Genomic DNA, 17,753 nt, shown 5'->3' with positions numbered 1-17,753 from the left:
AAGGTGTGGCAAGAAGCGGCTTGCTATCCCCCGGCACCGAATTTTGCGCGACCACTCATAAAAAGAGACGAAAAAATGGTGGGAATCCGGATGTTGAGCCAAGGATCACAATTAACGCATTTTGTGAGTCATTGATGAAAAATCGTCATCTGTTGTTTGTTATATTGGCGCCCGACCCGCCGGATTGGGTCATAAATAACAACATAATCAAGGTGATATGGATATGAATAAGAACTTCATCAGGGGCACCGTGGCGCTGGCCGTGCTGGCTGCCCTGACTGGCTGTAATTCCTCTGGCAATGACATCGTTGCCCCCTGCACTGAAAATGTCTGCAAGCTGACTGTTTTGCACACCAACGACACCCATGGCCGTTTCTGGCACAACGCCGAGAACGAATATGGCATGGCGGCCCAGAAGACCCTGGTCGAGCAACTGCGCGCCGAAGCCAAAGACGCGGGTAGCGAGGTGCTGGTGCTCTCCGGAGGTGACGTCAACACAGGGGTGCCCGAGTCGGATCTGCAGGATGCCGAGCCCGATTTCGTCGCGATGAACAGCATTCGCTACGACGCCATGGCGGTGGGCAACCACGAGTTCGACAACCCCCTCAATGTGCTGGAGAAGCAGCGTGAGTGGGCCCGGTTCCCCATGCTGTCGGCCAACATCTATGACAAGGCCAGCGGCAAGCATTACTTCGACCCCTACAAGGTGTTCAGGCTGGATAACGGCCTCAAGGTCGCGGTGATCGGCCTGACCACGGAAGACACCGCCCAACTGGTCGATCCCAACAACGTCAAGACCCTGGAGTTTCGTGATCCCACCACCGAAGCGGCCAAACTGGGCAAAAAGATCCGTAATAGTAAACAGGCCAATCTGGTCTTCGCCATCACCCACATGGGCCACTATGCCGATGGCCAGCATGGCAGCAATGCCCCGGGTGATGTGGAGATGGCCCGCGCCCTGCCGGCAGGTACCCTGGATGCCATCATTGGTGGCCACTCCCAGAACCCGGTCTGCATGGAGCCGGGGACGGCGAACAAGTATGCCGACTTCAAACCGGGTGATGACTGCCTGCCGGATCAGCAGAACGGTACCTGGATCATGCAGGCCCACGAGTGGGGCAAGTATGTGGGTCGTGCCCAGTTTGACTACCAGAATGGCAAGCTGACCCTCACCAGCTATGAGCTGATCCCGGTCAACCTCGTCAAGCGCAATGCCAAGGGGGATCCCATCGACGCGACCGGCGCCGCCACCAAGGATCCGGCCAAGATGCAGTTCGTTCAGGACGAGATCACCAAGGATCCCGAACTCTACAACACCCTGCTTGGCTATCAGGAGAAGGGCCAGCAGGAGCTGAGCGTGGTGATCGGTTCCAGCGATGGCCTGCTGGTCGGCGATCGCGCCAGCGTGCGCAACATGCAGACCAATCTGGGACGCCTGATCACGACCGCCACCTCCAGCAAGTTGGCCACCGACTTCGGTATCGTCAATTCCGGCGGTGTGCGGGACAGCATCCCGGCTGGCGATATCACCTATCGCAGCGTGCTGCTGGTGCACCCGTTCGGCAACACGGTCAACAAGGCCGTCATGAATGGCAGTGAGCTGGCCAGCTACCTTGGACAGGTTGCCACCAAGACTCGCAATACCGGCGGTTATGCCCAGTTTGGCGGCATCAACATGGCGGTGGATTGCCAGGCCAAGAGCGTGAACATCACCAGCATTGGTGGCAAGGCATTCGATCCGGCGGCGACCTACAGCTTCGCCATCCCGAGCTTCAGCGCCGCCGGTGGCGATGGCTATCCCAAGATCGACACCATCAATGCCGGGCTGGTGGACGCGGCCGTGCTGAAGGAGTACATCGAGATCAAGAAGACCATCAATGTGGCTGACTATCAGCCTGCCGGTGAGGTGAGCTACCTGAACTCCACCTCTACTGACGGTTGCAACTGATCGACGTAAACCCCGAGGCAGAGTCATCGCCGTTACGCACAAAGGGCAGCCAGTGGCTGCCCTTTGTTATGGTTGGGTCTGCGCCTTTCGTGTCAGGCCGCGTCCCGGGGGATAGAGAGCAATAAAAAAGGCGACCCCAGGGTCGCCTCTTGATGCCGGTTTGCGCTGACGGGCAGTGATGCCTTACAGCTGCTCGATCCCGACGATATGCCAGGGGGCATTGTTCTTGGCCAGATCGCGCTCCAGGTGCCACACCTCCTTGATGTCTGCCTCGACCTGCTCCTGGCGATCCATGTAGCGACCGCTAAAGCGTACGCTCACCTGGGCCCAGTCGCTGCCGTAGTCAGCACGCACCAGCTGGGTATCCACATACATCACCTCGGTGTGCTGCTCACCGGTCAGCTCGGCACGCTCGACCTTGAGCTGCTCGAACAGCTCCGGGCTCACGTACTCGCGGATCTTCTCCAGATCGTTCTTGTTCCAGGCCTCTTGCAGGGTGCGGTAGTGGTCACGGGCACCGGCCAGGAAGCCGTTCATGTCAAAGCCGGGCGGCAGGCGGAACGGCACATCGCTGTCGGCAAAGCCGGTGGCTTGCGGCGCGCTGTGGCTCTGCTCGAACTGCTGCGGGGCAGCCTGCGGAGCCTGATATCCAGCGTAGGCCGCCTGTTGCTGCTGTGGCGCCGCCATCTTGCCTTTGCGCAGGGCGCGGAAAAGGAACACAGCACCCAGGGCCAGCAGGGCGATCAGCAGGAAGTCCATGCCCTGCATGCCTTCAAAGGCACCGCTGCCCAGCAGGTAGGCAAACAGACCGCCGGCCAGCAGGCCGCCCAGCAGACCCCCCATCATGCCGCTCTTCTTCGGCGGAGTCTGGGCGTTTAGTGTCGGATTCTTGTTGTCGACCGGTTTGGCCGCAGGCTGGGCCGGCGCAGTTTTGTAACTTTTACCAAAGGATTTGCTGCCGCCAAACTTCTTGGCCTCGGCATGAGGTGCCCCCAGGCCAATGGCCAGGATCACGGCAAACAGGGTCAGCATCTTTTTCATTTTGACTCTTTTCACTCTCGTCTGTGGGTGGGGCATGCTCCGCGTTGGCTAGCTCAGCAAGACGCATGGCAGGCTGCCTGTCCCTAAATGTGTCGCAGCTTGTATTCATCAATATCACCTTTGGCATGAATTATTCATGAACGAGTTGCCTGGAATCAGGCGTCAAGAATGGGAGCATGCAGCATGAAAAGCAGACGATTGAGTCGCAAGGAACGCAAACTGCGAAGCAAAACCAGAAGCAGCAAGGGGGAGCAGACCCTGGTCTGGCCCTTCATGATGGTGTGAATAAGCCAGAATAGGGCTCGCCGTGCCTGGCTTTCTTTTGTAAAATTCCCGTCCCCTTCCCGCTGCGGTTTTTATGTGTATGGCAGAGCAAGTGACGGCGAAAAAAGACGCCAAGACACAACAGCTGAAAGTACCTCCCCACTCTTTTGAGGCCGAACAGTCCGTACTGGGCGGCCTGATGCTGGACAACGAGGCCTGGGATCGGGTCGCCGAACGGGTGATCGACAAGGATTTCTACAGCCGCCCGCACCGTCTGATCTTCCAGGCAATGACCCGCCTCTCCAATGCGGGCAACCCCATCGACCTCATCACCTTGCAGGAGGAGCTGGAGCGCTCCGAGCAGCTCGAAGAGGCCGGTGGCTTCGCCTATCTGGTGGAGATCGCCAAGAACACCCCGAGTGCCGCCAACATCAACGCCTACGCCGAAATCGTGCGTGAGCGCGCGGTGGTGCGGGAGATGATCTCGGTCGCCAACGAGATAGTCGAAGCGGGCTACGAGCCCCAGGGGCGCACCTCCAACGATCTGCTGGATCTGGCCGAGAGCAAGGTGTTCCAGATCGCCGAACAGCGCACCAGCGCCAACGAGGGCCCCCAGCCGCTCAAGCTCATCCTCGAGCAGACCGTCGACAAGATTGAAGAGCTGTTCAAGACCCCGCACAACGGGGTGACCGGTGTCTCCAGCGGCTACAACGATCTGGACAAGATGACCGCCGGCCTGCAGCGCTCGGACCTGGTCATCGTCGCGGCCCGTCCCTCCATGGGCAAGACCACCTTTGCCATGAACCTGTGCGAGCACGCGGCCCTCACCGCCGACAAGCCGGTGCTTATCTTCTCCCTCGAGATGCCCTCCGAGCAGATCATCATGCGTATGCTCGCCTCGGTGGGGCGCATCGACCAGACCAAGGTGCGGACCGGTCAGCTCGACGACGAGGACTGGGCCCGTCTCTCTTCCACCATGGGACTGCTGCTCGAGAAGGGGAAGATGTACATCGACGATTCCTCCGGCCTCACCCCGACCGAAGTGCGCTCGCGCGCCCGCCGGGTGGCGCGGGACAACGGCGGCATCAGCATGATCATGGTGGACTACCTGCAGCTGATGCGGGTGCCCAGCCTCTCCGACAACCGTACGTTGGAGATCGGTGAAATCTCCCGCTCCCTCAAGGCATTGGCGAAAGAGCTGCAGTGCCCGGTAGTGGCGCTCTCCCAGCTCAACCGAAGTCTGGAACAGCGGGCCGACAAGCGCCCGGTCAACTCGGATCTTCGTGAATCTGGCTCCATCGAGCAGGATGCGGACTTGATCATGTTCATCTACCGCGACGAGGTCTATCACGACGACAGCCCCGACAAGGGGATCGCCGAGATCATCATCGGCAAGCAGCGTAACGGCCCCATCGGTCGTGTGCGCCTCACCTTCCAGGGGCAGTTCTCCCGGTTCGACAACTATGCCGGCCCTGCGTTTGATGATGACTACTGATGAACAATCCGCAGGGTGACGCCAACTCTGGAGTCACCATTGCGATCTTGACGGGGAAGGTGCTCTCAAGAAGGCCAACCCTGCCTCCAGAAACAGTTTTCCCGGTTCGACAATTCTGCCGGTCCGGCCTTAGACGATGACATTTGAGGGCTGACACCACCCGGTGCCTGACGCGTTGGCGCGTTATCATGCCCTCGTAAGGGAAAACAGATGAAAGCGGCAATTGCCCAAATCGATACAGCGGCCCTGCGCCACAACCTCGCCGTGGTCAAGCGCCACGCCCCCGAATGCAAGATCATCGCCGTGGTCAAGGCCAACGCCTATGGCCATGGCCTGCTGCCGGTCGCCCGCACCCTGGTGGATGCGGACGCCTATGCGGTGGCCCGCATCGAAGAGGCCCTGATGCTGCGCTCCTGCGCCGTGGTCAAGCCAATCGTGCTGCTCGAAGGCTTCTTCAGCGCCGCCGATCTGCCGGTGCTGGCGGCCAACAATCTGCAGACCGCGGTGCATACCTGGGAGCAGCTCGAGGCGCTGGAGCAGGCCGAGCTGCCGGCCCCCGTAGTGGCCTGGCTCAAGCTCGACACCGGCATGCACCGGCTCGGGGTACGGGCCGAGGAGATGCCCGCCTTTATCGAGCGCCTTGGCAAGTGCAAGAACGTGGTGCAACCGTTCAACATCATGACCCACTTCAGCCGCTCCGATGAGCTGGAGCAGCCCACCACCCGCGAACAGATCGATCTGTTCAGCAAGCTGACCGCGCCGCTGTTGGGCGAGCGCGCCATGGCCAACTCGGCGGGTATCCTGGCCTGGCCGGACTCCCACTGCGACTGGGTGCGTCCAGGGGTGATCCTCTACGGCGTCTCGCCGTTCCCCGACACGGTGGCGGCGGATTACGACCTGAAACCCGTGATGACCCTGCGCACTCAACTCATCGCCGTGCGGGATCACAAGGCGGGTGAGCCGGTAGGGTATGGCGCCAACTGGGTGGCGGATCGCGATACCCGCCTCGGTGTCATCGCCATCGGCTACGGTGACGGTTATCCGCGCATGGCTCCCAACGGCACTCCTGTGCTGGTCAATGGCCGCATCGTGCCGCTGGTGGGCCGGGTTTCCATGGACATGAGCACGGTGGATCTGGGCCCGGACGCCACCGACAAGGCGGGGGACGAAGCTGTGCTGTGGGGTGAGGGGCTGCCGGTGGAGCGGGTGGCCGAGGAGATCGGCACCATCCCTTACGAGCTCATCACCAAGCTCACCTCCCGCGTCTTTATGGAGTACGTCTGATGTGGCAGCAGCGCCTGCTGACCCTGAAGCCCCGCTCCCGGGGCTTTCATCTGGTGACCGACGAGCTGGTGGCCAAACTGCCGGAGCTTGCCGATTACCGAGTTGGCATGGCGCACCTGCTGTTGCAGCACACCTCGGCGTCACTCACCCTCAACGAGAATTGCGATCCGAGCGTACGCGCCGACATGGAGGTGCACCTGCACCGGCTGGCGCCGGAAGATGCTCCCTACTATCGCCACACCTGTGAGGGACCGGACGACATGCCGGCCCACATCAAATCCTCTCTGCTTGGAGTGAGCCTGCTGCTGCCTGTGCGTGACGGCCGGCTGGCCCTCGGCACCTGGCAGGGGATCTGGCTCGGCGAGCATCGCATTGACGGCGGCGCCCGCAAGATCCTGGTGACCCTGCAGGGGGAGTAAGCGGCTGTCGGTGGTGTCGGGCAGAATGAAAAAGAGGGATGGCCTTGAGCCATCCCTCTCTGTTTTTGTGACTGGCAGTGTGGGTCTCTAGCGCACCCTGAACGGGGTCAGCTCGGCCAGCGGGGTTGCATCCATAAAGGCTTGCGGTTCCTGACCGTGCTTGAAGATCTTGAAGTCCTGATCGCGGGCACTCCAGTACTCCAGGGTGTCGCCGCTCACCTGTAGCAGGCTCGCTTCGCGCAGGGCCACCACGTATTCACTCGGGTTGATGGCGCAGAACTCGGCGAGGCGCTCATCGCGGGTCTCTCCCATGTGACCGCTGATGCTGGCGTCCAGGTAGTGGGGGTTGATCTGTAGCGGAAACAGGCCCAGCGCCGGCAACACGGCGGCGTTGCACACCGGCATGTCGTTGGTGGTGCGGATGCTCGGGGTGGCCACGTTGCAGCCGGCGCTCCAGCCCACGTAAGGGACGCCACGCTCGCGCACGGCGCGCTGGATTGGCACGACCAGCCCCTGCTCGTGCAGTTGCTGGTTCAAACGCCAGGTGTTGCCGCCGCTGATGAAGATAGCCTCGGCCTGGTTGATGGTGGCCACAGGATCGTCGAAGTGATGGATGCTGATGGCCTCAACCCCCAGGCTGTCCCCGAGATCCCGGGCGCGTTCATCCCAGTCGCTGCGGATCACCGCATAGGGAATGAGCAGGATACGCTTGACCTGCTTGCGGGCGAGCAGGCTCTGCACCCGCTCGCGGGCCCAGCCGAGCAGGCCCGGAAATTCGTTGGCTTTACCGTTGCTAAGAAGAAGCAGTTCCATGAAACAAGTCCTCGATGAATGAAGGCACGGGAGGATCGCCCGCCACAGGCGACAGGAGGGCTTATTCTAGCCCGATTGGTGGCGTGGTTTTGTGATCTTCCCGACTTTGGCCGGAGAAACGATGAGGGGGCCAAAGCCCCCTCGGTTGATGCGTCAGGATCAGTCGAGCTTGAGATCGACCCACACCAGGCGGTGATCCGAACTCACCCCCTTGGCGATGCCAAGCTTGGCGTCGTAAACCAGGTGGTAACCGGCTTCGAAGCTTGCCGGCCAGAACACACCGCTGCTTGCGACCTCCAGGTTGGCGGAGGGGATGACGTGATCCAGCTGCAACCCGCTACTGCTGGTGATGCGCTCCGGCGAGGGACGATTGTTGTTGCGCTTGCAGTCGGTGCCGCTGGCCAGGCACTCCGGGCCCCCTTCGCTGACCGGGATCAGCGAGCCATTGGTGACGGCCTGATTCATCCGCGCATTGTCCAGCAGCGCCTTGATGGCGCTCAGATCGCCGTCTCCGGTGAGCGGATCGGCGTTGAGATCCCCGGCGATGACGAACTTGGCATCTTTGGCCAGCCCCCCCTTGGTGCCCTTGTCATCCGTCATGTAGTCGAGGCCGTTGACGTAGTCATTCCAGAAGGCGATTTCGGCCCGGTTGTGCTTGACGTTGTGGCGCGCCGCATTGCCGAAAATGGGCGGTGTCGGGTGGGAGATGAGGAAGTGAACCACCTCTTCCCCCTGCGGCGTCTTGATCCGCACCGGCACATCGGCGTGGTTCTTGGACGAGAGCGGGAACTGCTGCCAGGCCGCGTCGTCATACCAGGCATCGCCACACTGACGGCTGGCCGGGATCGGGGCCTTGGGGTTGCTGCAGTCATCGATGACGGGGTTGGTTTCACCGGGCATATCCTTCCACTTGAAGGTCTGGAAGGTGCGGATCTGTTTGGTGTCGACCGGATATTTCGACATGACTGCGAAGGCGTACTGGCCGTGGTAGTTGCCAAAGCCCCAGGCATCGTCCGGCCCCGTGTTGACCTTGCCATCCTGATTGAGGTCAAAGCCGCTCATCAGGCCGGTATTGGTGGCAAAACTCTGGCGTACCGGATAGCTGATGGCGGTGACGTCGGAGTGCTGAGCGTGGGCCAGGTAGTTGTCGTTAAAGGCATTGAGGGCGGCCGTGCTCTCGCCTTTACCGTCGTTGTCGAACTCGTTGAGCAGGAAGACGTCGGGGCGGGTGCGCTGGACTATCTCGGCGATATTGCGGATCTGCTGCACGTTCTTGGCGGTGGTCTTCTCCGCCTCGCTCAGGCTGGTGTCACCCTCCTGGTAGCGGGCCAGCAGTGCATCCTGGGCCGTGCGGGTCAGGGCCAGTTCGCCCGCCAGCATGCCGGGAGCGGTGCGGTCGAACGAGAGATTGAAAGTGGCAAAACGGACCATGGGATCGGGGGCCTTGGAGTCGTTGTCGCTGTTGCAGCCGGCGAGCAGCCCGAGGGCGATGGCCGCGGCCAGCAGGGTTCTGTGTTTGTTCTTCATTATAATTGTTCCGTAGCATCAATGGGTTAAGCATTTTCAATGCCGCGCCATTATAGTGCTCGCTTGAGAACTGAAACCTCTTGTCTGGCAAAAGTGTGAAAGCATTCACAGCGTTTGTTGAGCCTTGATGGATATCTCGCTGCCGATAAGCACAGCGACGAATCCCGACGCAATCCGGGACCCAATAGAGGGAAGTTGGTTTGGTGGCCAGCCTTCAAAGCACCATGGGCAGACCGCTGTCGGGGTGGTGGATCACCTGGGCCGGATAGTCGTAGAGGCGGGCAATCAGCGTCGGGGTCAGCACCTCGGCCGGTGTCCCGTCCGCCATCAATTTTCCCTGTTCCAGCATCACCAGCCGATCGGCGTAGCGGGCCGCCAGATTGAGATCGTGCAGCACCACCAGCACGGCGGTGTTGCGGCTCGCCAGGGCGCGGGCCATGGTCAGCAACTGGTGCTGGTATTTCAGATCGAGGGCCGAGGTAGGCTCATCCAGCAGCAGCAGGCGCGGCTGCTGCACCTCGTCGGGGGCTTGCCAGATCTGGGCCAGCACCCGGGCAAACTGCACCCGCTGCCGCTCGCCGCCAGAGAGGCCGGGATAGAGCCGCTTGGCCAGGTGTTCTACCCCGGCGTGGGTCATGGCGGCCAGCACTATCTCGTCGCGCCGTTTGGCCGGTTCGCTGTGGGGCAGTCGCCCCATGGCCACCACCTCCTCACACAGAAACGGAAAGTTGAGCGACGAGCTCTGCGGCAAGACACCGACCCGGTGGGCCAGCTGGTTGCTGTCCCAAAGCCTGCGATCCTGGCCAAACAGAGTGATGCTGCCTTCGTGCTCCAGTTCACCGGTCAGGCACTTGAGCAGGGTGCTCTTGCCCGCCCCGTTGGGGCCGATCAGGGCGGTCAGGGTACCGCTCTCGAGGGTCAGATCCAGCCTGTCGAGGATCCGGCGCTGGCCGCGGCGCAGGCCAAGCTGCTGACAGGTCAGGAGGGGAGAGGGGACAAGATGATCCATAGCAATCCGTCTTAGAGGGCGCGACGGCCCTTGATCAGCAACCAGATGAAGAAGGGGGCGCCGAGGAGGGCGGTGATGATGCCCACCGGCAATTCGGCCGGGGCCAGCAGGGTGCGGGCCAGCATGTCGGCGCCAAGCAGAAGGGCGGCCCCCAGCAGGGCCGAGAGTGGCAGAAGCCTGACGTGATTGGGCCCCGCCATCAGCCGCACCAGATGGGGCACAACCAGACCGACGAAGCCGATCATGCCGGAGACGGCCACCGCCACGCCGACGCCGGCGGCAGTGAGCAGGATGAGGCGGCGCTTGAGCGCCTGCACATCCACTCCCAGGTGGCGCGCTTCCCCTTCGCCAAGCAGCAGGGCGTTGAGCGGGTTGGCATCGCGCAGGAAGAGCCAGATCAGGGTCGCCAGGGTCAGCAGCGCCAGCGCCACATCCGCCGGTTTGCCCGCTGCCAAAGTGCCCATCTGCCACAGGCTCAAATCCCTCAGCATCTGGTCGTCGGCCAGATAGGTGAGCAGGCCGATCACGGCGCCGGAGAGCGCCGTGATGGCGACCCCGGCCAGCAGCATGACGGTGACCGAGGTGCCTCCCTCCCGGGTGCCGAGCAGATAGACCAGGGTTGTGGTCAGCGCCCCGCCGAGAAAGGCAAGCAGGGGCAGCAGGCCGATCCCCAGAGTGGCCTGCCACTGCTGGCTGAGGGGAGTCAGGAGCACGATGGCAAGCGCAGCCCCAAGCGCCGCACCGCCGGAGACACCTATGATGCCGGGGTCGGCCAGCGGATTGCGAAACAGCCCTTGCATCACGGCGCCGCAGAGCCCGAGTATGCCTCCCACCGCGATACAGAGCAGGGTACGGGGCAGACGGATCTCCTGCACAATCAGCAGCTTGTGCGCTGCAATCCCGCTCTCCTGACCGACAAACAGCGCCTTGATGCTCTCGCTCATGGTAAGGGCCATGGGGCCGGTTGCCAGAGAACCGAGCAGCAGCAGGGCCAGCAAGGCCGTGGTGATGGCCAGCAACCAAGGGAGGGGCAGGCGCATCATGATCCCTGCTTGATCCACTGGGCGATCTGGTTCGCCTGCTGCAGTGAGTTGAGGCTCAGCCCCCCTTGTAGGGCGTGACCGTCGATGGCGTGAATGGCCTTGCGTTTGCCGGCCGGAGTGGCCGCCAGGGCGGGCACTTCTGCCAGCACGCTGGCCGGATCGGCATACTGCTGCCAGTCGCGCCCGCTCACCAGCACCAGGTCGGGTTGCATTTCGATCAGGGATTCGGCAGAGACGGGCTTGTAGTTGCGCAGGCTGGCGACCGGATTGATGCCGCCCGCCAGTTCGATGAGGGCGCTGGCGGTGGTATCTCCACCCGCAATGCTGGTGGGTTGTCCCTTGTGCAGCAGCAGGAAGGCAACCTTGAGCGGCTTGTTCTGTTTGGCCTGGGTCGCCAGCTTGTCAGTCTGGGTCCGGATCTCGGCCTTGAGTCTGGTGCCGGCCTGCTTATCCCCCAGCAGAGCGGCCAGGGTGTCGATGCGCTCGGTGAGGTTGGCCAGGGTGGGGGCCGTCTTCAATACGTCCACCTTGACGCCGGCGCGGCGCAGTTGATCCAGCGTCGGGGCCGGGCCCATCTCGTCACTGCCGACTACCCGGGTCGGGGAGAGGCTCAGGATCCCTTCGGCGGCGAGGGCGCGGTGGTAGCCCACCCTTGGCAGTCCTTTGGGCAGCGGACTGCTGACATCGGTGGCGATCAGGCTGGGTTCACCGCCCAGCGCGAGGATGAGTTCCGTGGTGGCCGGACCTATGCTGACGATACGTTCTGTTGGAGTAGCCGATACCGCCAGAGGGGCAAGGAGGGCTGAGCAGCCCAACAGGGTGAGTGCGAGGGCAAGACGACGGCCCATGCTAACCTCCTAAAAGGATCAATGAAACGGGTGTGTCGCCGAGAATATCAAGGCCGCAATAAAATTGCACTGATAATGATAGCAATTATCAATTGCATTGAGTTTGGTGCTTTATTAGAGTAGCCGCCATGATGAATAGCGGGGCGAACGGGCCTCGCAGAGGGAGAGAACATGAGCATTGCACAACGCATTCATGCGCTGCTGGAACAGGATCCCGGCGCTCATCCGTCAACATTGGCGGCCCAGTTGGCCGTCAGCGAGTGGGAGGTGGTGCGCCATCTGCCAGCCGAGCTGGTGACCCTGTTGCCACCGGAGCGTGCCCAGGGTCTGCTGGAGGATCTGGCCGACTGGGGGCCGGTGACTACCATAGTCGAATCGGAAGGCTCCATCTTCGAGGTCAAGGCGCCTTTCCCGAAGGGCAAGGATGCGCGCGGCTATTACAACCTGATGGGGCGTGATGGCGAGCTGCACGGCCACCTCAAGCTCGACAGGGTGGTGGGGATTGCGCTGGTCAGCAAGCTGTTCATGGGCAAGGAGGGGCACTCGTTCCAGTTTTTCGCCGAGAGTGGCCGCTGCATCTTCAAGATCTACCTGGGGCGTGACGAGAAACGCCAGCTGCTGGCGGATCAGGTGACCCGTTTCATGGCCCTGCGCCACCCGTCTCAAGAGGAAGTCAAAGCATGAGTGAGCGTCAGGAACGTCTGCAAAACCGCCTGCAACCGGAGATCCGCGAGTTTCGCGACCACTGCCGCACCCTGCAGCTGGCCACGGTCGACAGCGAAGGCAATCCCAATGCCAGCTATGCCCCCTTCGTGCTGCAGGAAGATGGTTACTATGTGCTGATCTCCGAGATCGCCCGTCACGCCCGCAACCTGCAGCAGGTGCCCAGGGTGTCGCTGATGTTGATCGAGGATGAAACCGGTGCTCGCGAGCTGTTTGCCCGCAAGCGCCTCACCTTCGATGCGGTGGCCGAAGTAGTGGCCCGCGACGATGTGCGCTGGGAGAAGGCGGTCGGTGCGCTGGAAGGGCGCTTTGGCGAGATTGTCCGCGGTCTCTCCAATCTCAAGGATTTCGTGCTGTTTCGCCTCAAGCCCGAGCAGGGTCTGTTTGTCAAGGGCTTCGGTCAGGCGTTTCGCGTCTCCGGCGACGAGCTGGTGGATTTCGTCCATCTGGTGGAAGGGCACAAGCGCATCGACAATGGCGCCGAGCTGACCAGCCCGGCCGATGCACCTCTCTGAGTGTCAGCCATACCATGACAAAACGGGCAGCCAGTGGCTGCCCGTTTTCATTGATATCTCGCACCGGCGCGCAGCGCCTCAATCCTGCCAGGTGCCCCTGTTCGGGAAGGCGCCACGGTCGGCCTCGGTCGCCGTCTCGTTGCACTCCCCCCGCAGTCGCCAGGAGTTCTGGCTCAGCACTATGTAACCGTCGCGGCAATATTGCTTGCGGGCCAGGGTCTCGGTCAGCAGATCCTGTTGCAGCTCCTCCCGCTGCTCCAGCAGTCGCTGGTGCTGGGCGGCCGAAAGCCCGCGTGGCAGGGTGTCGTTGGGCGCGGCTTCGAAGGTGAAGCGCTTGCTTCCCTCTTCGCTGATGTGGGTCAGGAACAGGGGCTCAGGCCCGTCATAACCCTGCCCGGGCAAGCCGGAGCAGGCACTGAGCAGGGGAAACAGCAGCAACAGGGTGACAGGCAACAGGCGCACGACAGACTCCGATGAAAACTAAACGAGGCTCGCAGATTAACATGGCTGCACAGCGGGTGTTACTGCCAGCAGCTCATCCGTGCTGAGCAGGGTGACACCGCGCCCCTGCGGCAGGCTGAGGTGGTGCCACATCCAGTTGTGATGCTCGATGATCTGCGCCGCGCCCAGGTGGGGACGATCGGCCGTGGTATGGCCATCGCTCAGCACCAGCACCTCGAAGCCGTGGGAAGCCGCGCTGCGCACCGTGGTATCGACGCAAAAATCGGTGGCACACCCGCAGAGAATGAGTCTGTCGACCGGTTGTTCGGCCAGCAGGAAGGCGAGCTCGGTATCGAGGAAGCTGTCACAGCCCTCCTTGCGTACCCGGCTGTCCCCCTTGGCCGGTTGCAGCGCCGGATGCAGTTGCCAGCCCGGCGTGCCCGGTACCAGCTCACTACCGGGCGGGCCATCGTGCTGGACGTAGATGATCCGGCCATGGTGCTGCCTTATATAGGCCGCGGCACGGTTGATATTGGCCAGCACCTGCTCCTGGCGGTAACGGGGCTCGGTGAATAACCCCTGCTGCACGTCGATGATCAGTAACACGTCCATATATGCTCGCCGTCTCCTTGATGATTAGGGTTGCAGCCACTGGCTGCAGTCACGGCTGCGGGATTGATGCAGCGCCCCCATATCTTGCTTCATCTCGGTACTGCTTTGCCAGCGTGCCGGCAGCGGCATGACGGTGACCGTCACATCGGCAGGTCGCCCGGCGGCGGGCGTGTCACCGGTTTGCGGCACTATCAGGGCCACCTTGAGCGCCGGATTGCGGCTGGCGATGCGGCTGGTGAGCCCCAGGCCCCCTTCCACATGGAAGTTGCCGGCGATATGCATGATCTGCCGGCCCGGGTGGCTGGCGAGGTAATCCACCATGCTCTCGGCCATGGTGTCGTCCCAGCTGGTCTGGGCGGCGAAACGGCGGGCGTTGCTGTCGGCATCGCCGTGGTGCATGGAGGCCATAAACTTCTGGCGATAGGTATCATTCCCCAGCGTCAGCTCGCGAGCCAGCTGGCTGCGCCGGTTGGCGGGAAGCTTGTCCAGCCACTCGGGCCCCTCCTGGCCGACACAGCTCACCAGAGGTTTGGGGGCATTGGCGGCGATCACTGGCAGCCGATGGGTTTTGGCAAATTCCACCAGGGGGCGGTAGTCGCTTTGGTAGTTGGGCCAGGCATGGCCTTCGCGGATCAGCGCCGTTTCGCCGATGCGCCCTGCCAGATAGGCATCCAGGGTAGCCTGATCGGCCCGGCTGAACTGCTCCATGGAGAGGGTCAGCTGCCGTCCTGTCTGTGCGGCGCTGTCATTCAATCCGGCCAGCAGGCGGGATTGCAGCAGATGGATGGCGGGGTGCGTGTGCAATTCGCCCACCAGTATGATGTCGGCATCGGTCACACGGGCGATGGCCTGCTCCAGGGTGAGGGGATCCTGCCGATCGCTGCTCAGTTGGTAGTCATAGAGGGTCTGCAACGATGCAGGTGGTACGGGTTGAGTGGCACAGGCCGCCAGCAACAGGGGCAGGGCGAGCAGAGGGAGTCGTTTCATCATGGATCTCACGGCAAATGGTTCGGGATGCGCAGGCATCGCGGATGAAAAACAGGATTAAAGGGTAACAGCCGCCGACAGTGTAAGAGCAAGAAGTTCGCTTTCAAATGATAATGATTCTTTTTATTGATCTTTGTTTGATGGTGAGTAATATGCGCTCTGATTGATAACTATTCTCAACAAGGATTCGCTGTGACCCATCATAACTCACTCTCTCTGGTTGCCATGGCCGTGGCAGCAGGGCTTTCCACCCCACTCTTTGCCGCAAGCCACCAGGCGGATGAAGTCGTGGTCGTCAGCGGCTCACGGATGGAGCAAAAACTGGAGGATGTTTCCGGTCCCATCTCGGTGATCACCGCCAAGCAGATTGAAGAACAGGTAGTAACAGATGCAGCCGATCTGTTCCGCTACGAGCCGGGCGTGACCGTGCTGGGCGGCCAGGGGGATGCCCAGACCTTTATCATTCGTGGCATGGGGGAGAACCGGGTCAAGGTGGTGCGTGACGGCGTGCGCCTGAACGATGCCTACAGCAAGGGGGGCGTGGGTCAGAGCTATTTCGACACCGACATGATCAAGCAGGTGGAAGTGGCCAAGGGGCCGGCTTCTGCGGCGTATGGTTCAGATGCGCTGGGGGGCGTCATCGCCATCACCACCAAGGATGCCGGCGACTTTCTTAAAGGCAGGGACAGCTATCTGGACGTGACCAGCGGCTATGCCTCCGGCAGCCACCAGACGATGGCAGGCTTTACCGGCGCCCTGCGTACCGGCGAGGTGGAGAACCTGCTGCGCTATACCTGGCGAGATGGTGGCGTGACCCAGAATTTCGACTCCAGCAAGAGCGATTTCGATATCGGTAGCCACGCCCTGCTGCTCAAGAGCAAGTTGAACCTCTCCGATGAGCAGTTTCTCAAGCTGACCGTCGATTACCTGACCGATGGCGAGGAGCCGGATGCCATCAAACTCAACAAGGTGGGCACCGGCACTGCCCGCGTCTTCGAGCAGCCCATCACCGACAAGCAGACCGACAACCTCTCCCTGGTGCTGGATCACGGCATCGCGCTCAACCTTGGCTGGGCTGATCGGATGGACAGCAAGGTCTACTACTCCCGCACCAAGCAGACCCTGGATCAATATGCCTCTTCCAAGTACCCGGTCAGCCCGGGCAACCCCTATGTGACCAAGAACTCGCTGGACAACAACGAGTTTGAGCAAACTAGCGCAGGAGCCCAGCTGCAGTTCCACAAGGCGATTGGCAATCACCGCCTGGCCTGGGGGGCCGAGTACGAACACACGGACAACGAGCGATCCCGTTACAAGGGGCCCACCACCCCGGGGGATTTTGTCGGCTACAACGAGCTGAGTTTCCCCTCAACTACCAGCGAGCGTGGCTCACTGTGGGCTTTTGACGAGATCAAGTTTGGCGAGCGCTGGGTGCTGACGCCGGGGGCACGCTACGACTACTACCGCATGACGCCGGACAATGATCCTGCGTACACCGGAGACAAGCTGCACAAGTTCTCCGAAGGGGAGTTGTCGCCCAAGCTGGGCCTGGTATTCAAGGCCCATGAGGCGGCCAACCTGTTCGCCCAGTACAGCCATGGCTTCAAGGCGCCCATGTATGACACCGCCTTCTCCACCCTTAATCACCAGGCCTACGGCTATCGCATCGAGCCGAATCCGAACCTCAATCCGGAGAGCAGCGACGGCATCGATCTCGGCGTGCGCGGCAGCAGTCACGGTCTGAGCTACGAAGTCTCCGGCTTCTACAACAAGTTCGATGATTTCATCGAGATGGTGCAGGTGGGCACGGAAGGCAGAACTTCCGTCTATCAGTATCAGAACCTGAGCAAGGCTACCACCAAGGGGGTTGAAGCCAAGGCGGATTACTGGCTGAACGACATCGTCAACGTCTGGGGCAACCTGGCCTATATCGAAGGCAAGGATGGGGATGGCAACTACATCAACAGCCTGAGCCCGCTCAATGGCAGCGTAGGGGTGCGTCTCGAACAGGAGAAGTGGAACTTCAACACGGCGCTGCGTTTTGCCGACGACATGGACAAGGTTCGCAAGGACAGCAAGGGCAACGAATACGTCAAGAGCGCAGGCTGGGGCGTAGTGGACATGTATGCCCAGTTCAATCCGATGGCCGATCTGCAGCTCAACGTCGGTGTCTTCAACCTGTTTGACAAGGAATACACCAGCTATGAGCGCATCGCCGGTCGCGCCGAAGGGTCGGACAATAGCGCCATGACCGAGCCGGGTCGCAACCTGAGTGCACGGATCAAGTACGTTTTCTAAATAACAAGCAGCACACGCAGTCATGAGGGGATCAGGGATCCCCGCATACATCCCCGCCCGATCAGGCGGGGATTTTTTATCTCTGCTTCAGTGACAAGGATTGACGCGAGGCCACGGAAAAGTGGCTGGCACCTTGGTCGCGCAGGGGGAATGTTGGTAAAGGGGAGCTATCGAGACCATCTCGGCAGTCATAAATGCTGATATGCGCAACATCTTGCTTTCATGATGATATTTATCACTGCCATTGCAGCATTTGGTAGCTCGGGGAGCCGGTTTGCGCGAAATCTTGCGTAAAAAATGGTGATGGGGACGAAGGTTTGTTTTTATCTATATGATATTTATATAGTTTTTTTGTTTGGCATGGACGCTGCTAATAGATTCGCTCGAGTGCTATCTCATTTCACTAATCTATCAGGAGCATATCCATGCCAACTCCATGTTATATCAGCATCGAAGGTAAAACCCAGGGCAACATCACCGCGGGTG

At 61.3% G+C, this 17,753-nt stretch carries 16 protein-coding genes and 1 pseudogene; 8 read left to right on the top strand and 9 right to left on the bottom strand.

Features of this window, described 5'->3' with window-relative positions; translation table 11 throughout:
* Nucleotides 1–223 precede the first annotated feature (223 nt).
* The gene (ushA, locus tag ACB028_RS19515; RefSeq protein WP_371144989.1) at nt 224–1,948 is read left to right on the top strand and encodes a bifunctional UDP-sugar hydrolase/5'-nucleotidase UshA; all 1,725 of its coding nucleotides are present in this window, start codon (nt 224–226) and stop codon (nt 1,946–1,948) included.
* A 183-nt stretch (nt 1,949–2,131) separates the two neighbouring features.
* Here ushA and ACB028_RS19510 read toward each other — a convergent pair whose 3' ends face one another.
* Nucleotides 2,132–2,989 carry a Tim44 domain-containing protein gene (locus ACB028_RS19510; protein WP_371144988.1) on the bottom strand — a complete coding sequence of 286 codons (858 nt, stop codon included), beginning with the start codon at nt 2,987–2,989 and terminating at the stop codon, nt 2,132–2,134.
* 364 nt (nt 2,990–3,353) lie between these two features.
* Between ACB028_RS19510 and dnaB the strand changes: the two genes are divergently transcribed.
* From dnaB to ACB028_RS19495, 3 genes are all read left to right on the top strand, one after another.
* A complete protein-coding gene (gene dnaB, locus ACB028_RS19505) occupies nt 3,354–4,748 on the top strand; it encodes a replicative DNA helicase (protein WP_123245446.1) in 1,395 nt (464 codons plus the stop codon).
* Between the two features lie 210 nt (nt 4,749–4,958).
* Nucleotides 4,959–6,032 carry an alanine racemase gene (gene alr, locus ACB028_RS19500; protein ID WP_371144987.1) on the top strand — a complete coding sequence of 358 codons (1,074 nt, stop codon included), beginning with the start codon at nt 4,959–4,961 and terminating at the stop codon, nt 6,030–6,032.
* Entirely contained in the window at nt 6,032–6,451 is a 420-nt protein-coding gene (locus ACB028_RS19495; RefSeq protein ID WP_371144986.1) for a secondary thiamine-phosphate synthase enzyme YjbQ, read from the top strand. Before alr ends, ACB028_RS19495 begins: the two co-directional genes overlap by 1 nt.
* A gap of 87 nt (nt 6,452–6,538) precedes the next feature.
* On the opposite strand, the gene pepE is transcribed toward ACB028_RS19495, so the two are convergent.
* The 5 genes from pepE to ACB028_RS19470 all read right to left on the bottom strand — a co-directional run bounded on the left by pepE (nt 6,539) and on the right by ACB028_RS19470 (nt 11,691).
* The gene (gene pepE, locus ACB028_RS19490; RefSeq protein WP_371144985.1) at nt 6,539–7,264 is read right to left on the bottom strand and encodes a dipeptidase PepE; all 726 of its coding nucleotides are present in this window, start codon (nt 7,262–7,264) and stop codon (nt 6,539–6,541) included.
* Nucleotides 7,265–7,423: 159 nt separating this feature from the next.
* Nucleotides 7,424–8,791, bottom strand: a complete 1,368-nt coding sequence (locus tag ACB028_RS19485; RefSeq protein WP_371144984.1) for an endonuclease/exonuclease/phosphatase family protein — start codon at nt 8,789–8,791, stop codon at nt 7,424–7,426.
* Nucleotides 8,792–9,005: 214 nt separating this feature from the next.
* Nucleotides 9,006–9,800: a heme ABC transporter ATP-binding protein gene (locus tag ACB028_RS19480; RefSeq protein WP_371144983.1), complete on the bottom strand. Its 795-nt coding sequence runs from the start codon at nt 9,798–9,800 to the stop codon at nt 9,006–9,008.
* 11 nt (nt 9,801–9,811) lie between these two features.
* A complete protein-coding gene (locus ACB028_RS19475; RefSeq protein WP_061475649.1) occupies nt 9,812–10,843 on the bottom strand; it encodes an iron ABC transporter permease in 1,032 nt (343 codons plus the stop codon).
* Nucleotides 10,840–11,691, bottom strand: a complete 852-nt coding sequence (locus ACB028_RS19470) for a hemin ABC transporter substrate-binding protein (protein WP_061475648.1) — start codon at nt 11,689–11,691, stop codon at nt 10,840–10,842. Before ACB028_RS19470 ends, ACB028_RS19475 begins: the two co-directional genes overlap by 4 nt.
* Nucleotides 11,692–11,862: 171 nt before the next feature.
* On the opposite strand from ACB028_RS19470, the gene hutX reads away from it, so the two are divergent.
* Nucleotides 11,863–12,375, top strand: a complete 513-nt coding sequence (gene hutX / locus ACB028_RS19465; RefSeq protein ID WP_026457788.1) for a heme utilization cystosolic carrier protein HutX — start codon at nt 11,863–11,865, stop codon at nt 12,373–12,375.
* Nucleotides 12,372–12,929, top strand: coding sequence for a heme utilization protein HutZ (hutZ, locus tag ACB028_RS19460; protein WP_042025802.1), 558 nt, complete (start codon nt 12,372–12,374; stop codon nt 12,927–12,929). The genes hutX and hutZ overlap by 4 nt, the downstream gene beginning before the upstream one ends.
* A gap of 78 nt (nt 12,930–13,007) precedes the next feature.
* On the opposite strand, the gene ACB028_RS19455 is transcribed toward hutZ, so the two are convergent.
* Genes ACB028_RS19455 through ACB028_RS19445 form a run of 3 tightly spaced genes read right to left on the bottom strand, consistent with a single transcriptional unit; the run spans nt 13,008 to nt 14,972 of the window.
* Nucleotides 13,008–13,391 (bottom strand): hypothetical protein, encoded by a 384-nt coding sequence (locus ACB028_RS19455; protein ID WP_026457790.1) that lies wholly within the window; start codon nt 13,389–13,391, stop codon nt 13,008–13,010.
* Nucleotides 13,392–13,427: 36 nt separating this feature from the next.
* Nucleotides 13,428–13,982, bottom strand: coding sequence for a cysteine hydrolase family protein (locus tag ACB028_RS19450; RefSeq protein ID WP_371144982.1), 555 nt, complete (start codon nt 13,980–13,982; stop codon nt 13,428–13,430).
* 24 nt (nt 13,983–14,006) lie between these two features.
* On the bottom strand, nt 14,007–14,972 hold the full coding sequence (locus ACB028_RS19445) for a ChaN family lipoprotein (RefSeq protein ID WP_371144981.1): 966 nt from the start codon (nt 14,970–14,972) through the stop codon (nt 14,007–14,009).
* 189 nt (nt 14,973–15,161) lie between these two features.
* Here ACB028_RS19445 and ACB028_RS19440 point away from each other — a divergent pair, with 189 nt between their 5' ends.
* Both ACB028_RS19440 and ACB028_RS19435 read left to right on the top strand, forming a co-directional pair.
* Nucleotides 15,162–17,267 (top strand): TonB-dependent hemoglobin/transferrin/lactoferrin family receptor, encoded by a 2,106-nt coding sequence (locus tag ACB028_RS19440; protein WP_371144980.1) that lies wholly within the window; start codon nt 15,162–15,164, stop codon nt 17,265–17,267.
* 425 nt (nt 17,268–17,692) lie between these two features.
* Nucleotides 17,693–17,753: pseudogene (locus tag ACB028_RS19435) on the top strand (type VI secretion system tube protein Hcp); the annotation flags it as partial.

This window comes from Aeromonas sp. S9(2024), assembly GCF_041403185.1.
GTDB lineage: Bacteria > Pseudomonadota > Gammaproteobacteria > Enterobacterales > Aeromonadaceae > Aeromonas > Aeromonas enteropelogenes.
The sequence above is the reverse complement of the archived record's forward strand: the minus strand, read 5'-3'. Positions and strand labels throughout refer to the sequence as shown.

Excerpts from the sequence above, each read along its gene's own strand:
- ushA (WP_371144989.1), top strand. The coding sequence starts at position 224 with ATGAATAAGAACTTCATCAGGGGCACCGTGGCGCTGGCCGTGCTGGCT.
- ACB028_RS19510 (WP_371144988.1), bottom strand. The coding sequence starts at position 2,989 with ATGAAAAAGATGCTGACCCTGTTTGCCGTGATCCTGGCCATTGGCCTG.
- dnaB (WP_123245446.1), top strand. The coding sequence starts at position 3,354 with ATGGCAGAGCAAGTGACGGCGAAAAAAGACGCCAAGACACAACAGCTG.
- alr (WP_371144987.1), top strand. The coding sequence starts at position 4,959 with ATGAAAGCGGCAATTGCCCAAATCGATACAGCGGCCCTGCGCCACAAC.
- ACB028_RS19495 (WP_371144986.1), top strand. The coding sequence starts at position 6,032 with ATGTGGCAGCAGCGCCTGCTGACCCTGAAGCCCCGCTCCCGGGGCTTT.
- pepE (WP_371144985.1), bottom strand. The coding sequence starts at position 7,264 with ATGGAACTGCTTCTTCTTAGCAACGGTAAAGCCAACGAATTTCCGGGC.
- ACB028_RS19485 (WP_371144984.1), bottom strand. The coding sequence starts at position 8,791 with ATGAAGAACAAACACAGAACCCTGCTGGCCGCGGCCATCGCCCTCGGG.
- ACB028_RS19480 (WP_371144983.1), bottom strand. The coding sequence starts at position 9,800 with ATGGATCATCTTGTCCCCTCTCCCCTCCTGACCTGTCAGCAGCTTGGC.
- ACB028_RS19475 (WP_061475649.1), bottom strand. The coding sequence starts at position 10,843 with ATGATGCGCCTGCCCCTCCCTTGGTTGCTGGCCATCACCACGGCCTTG.
- ACB028_RS19470 (WP_061475648.1), bottom strand. The coding sequence starts at position 11,691 with ATGGGCCGTCGTCTTGCCCTCGCACTCACCCTGTTGGGCTGCTCAGCC.
- hutX (WP_026457788.1), top strand. The coding sequence starts at position 11,863 with ATGAGCATTGCACAACGCATTCATGCGCTGCTGGAACAGGATCCCGGC.
- hutZ (WP_042025802.1), top strand. The coding sequence starts at position 12,372 with ATGAGTGAGCGTCAGGAACGTCTGCAAAACCGCCTGCAACCGGAGATC.
- ACB028_RS19450 (WP_371144982.1), bottom strand. The coding sequence starts at position 13,982 with ATGGACGTGTTACTGATCATCGACGTGCAGCAGGGGTTATTCACCGAG.
- ACB028_RS19445 (WP_371144981.1), bottom strand. The coding sequence starts at position 14,972 with ATGATGAAACGACTCCCTCTGCTCGCCCTGCCCCTGTTGCTGGCGGCC.